This is a genomic window from Dietzia sp. Die43 (assembly GCF_024519835.1).
Taxonomy (GTDB): domain Bacteria; phylum Actinomycetota; class Actinomycetes; order Mycobacteriales; family Mycobacteriaceae; genus Dietzia; species Dietzia kunjamensis.
The window spans coordinates 1-1,527 of sequence record NZ_JALJRF010000048.1 but is presented as its reverse complement, the minus strand read 5'-3'; the positions used below and the strand labels follow the sequence as shown (position 1 = coordinate 1,527).

The 1,527-nt window shown below is 64.9% G+C and carries 2 protein-coding genes; both read right to left on the bottom strand.

Translation table 11 applies throughout. The annotated features are described in order from the left end of the window. Positions 1 to 28 precede the first annotated feature (28 nt). Positions 29 to 1,075: an IS3 family transposase gene (locus NR111_RS18140; RefSeq protein WP_256821616.1), complete on the bottom strand. Its 1,047-nt coding sequence runs from the start codon at positions 1,073 to 1,075 to the stop codon at positions 29 to 31. Further along, positions 1,075 to 1,470, bottom strand: a complete 396-nt coding sequence (locus NR111_RS18135) for a hypothetical protein (RefSeq protein ID WP_206472023.1) — start codon at positions 1,468 to 1,470, stop codon at positions 1,075 to 1,077. Before NR111_RS18135 ends, NR111_RS18140 begins: the two co-directional genes overlap by 1 nt. Positions 1,471 to 1,527 lie beyond the last annotated feature (57 nt).

The window sequence follows — 1,527 nt, the reverse complement described above, 5'->3', positions numbered from 1 at the left end:
CGGTGATTGTCAACCTGTTGTGAGTCATTCAGGCGGCGATGAGGGTTGCCGCGATCGGTGGGATCGTCAGTCGTGAGCCATCGTTTGCCAGGTTGATCGTGACGGTGGTGTTCGGGGTGGGGATCTGGGGTCGTTTGCGGTAGCGGCCCGCGTGCTGGCGGTAGTGCTCATCGAGCCTGGTCTGCCGGGCGCGGGCCGTGTCGACCCAGGTGCCGTCGTGAACGGACGCCGGGGTGTAGCCGGCCAGTCCGCCGTGATGGTGTCGATGGTTGTAGTACTCAACCCATTCGGCGATCCACTCGGTGGCATGATCGAGGTCACGGAAGGCCCGCGGGTAGGCGTGCGCGCTCTTGACCGTGGCGAACCACGATTCGATGTAGGCGTTGTCGTTACTGACCCCGGGCCGGATGTACGAGCAGGTCACGCTTCTGTTCTCGAGTTCGCCGCGTACGTGCTTGGAGGTCATGGCCGAGCCGTTGTCGGAGTGAACGATTTCGACCCTGCCGCCTGAAGCATCGACGATGGTGGTCAGAAGTTCAGCGGCGACGTAGCGGTCTTCGCGGGTCTGGATCGTCCATCCGACGATCTTGCGCGAGTACAGGTCGATTACCGAGTACAGCGCAAAGCTCTGTCTGGTTGTGCGTCCGGGCAGGAACGAGATGTCCCAACACAACACCTGATCGGGCCGGCGGGCCTGCAGTGTGGGGCTATCCCGCGGCGCGTTGGGGCGTCGTCGTCGACGGACAGGGGTGGTGCGCACCTTGGCGGCCACCCGCTGAAAGGTCGCCTGACTGGCCAGCACCGGTCCGGTATCGATGTGCTCGTACCAGGCCTGCCGCACACTACGCCCCTTCGCCAGCGAGGCGTTGACCGTATCGGCGACCTGCGCTGACTCTGCCTCAGTCAACGCATGGGGCTGCTTGCGATCGGCGTGGGCAATCGGCTCCGCCACCCGGGCTCGGGGCTTGCGCCGAACATGAAACGAGCCCCGGGACAGGCCGATCATTGCCAGCGCCGACCGCTGACTCCGGCCTGCCGCCTTGAGTTCCTCCAGCAGGGCGTTCTCGGCGGCGATCAGCTCCTCGTGCTCTCGCCGCTGCTGCTCGGTCCAGTCGGGCCCTCCCCGTCGTCGGCCACGCCAAGTGAGTGCATGACCGATATAGCTTTTCCCAGCGCATCAACGACCTTGCGCTCGGAATCCAACTCCGTTTCCAGCTTGGCGATTCGGGCGTTCAGACGCCTAACCTCAGCTGCATCTTCCCTGGTCATCTCCCCAGTCTGACGCGGGATGACGTTCCCGTCGAGGTCACCGTCAGCCAACGCGGCCACCCACCGCCGCATCTGCCACTCAGCGATCCGGTGCTCCTGCAGGAACGCGGCCTTGGTGCCATACCGGCACTCGACATACTCAAGCGCCAACCGCCGCCTCTCCCCAACGCTGCGCTCGCGTGATGGAACAACCACCGTCATCTCGACACCCTCCCGCCAGCGCCCATCGCCGACTCACAACCAGCCTGAGCCACAGGG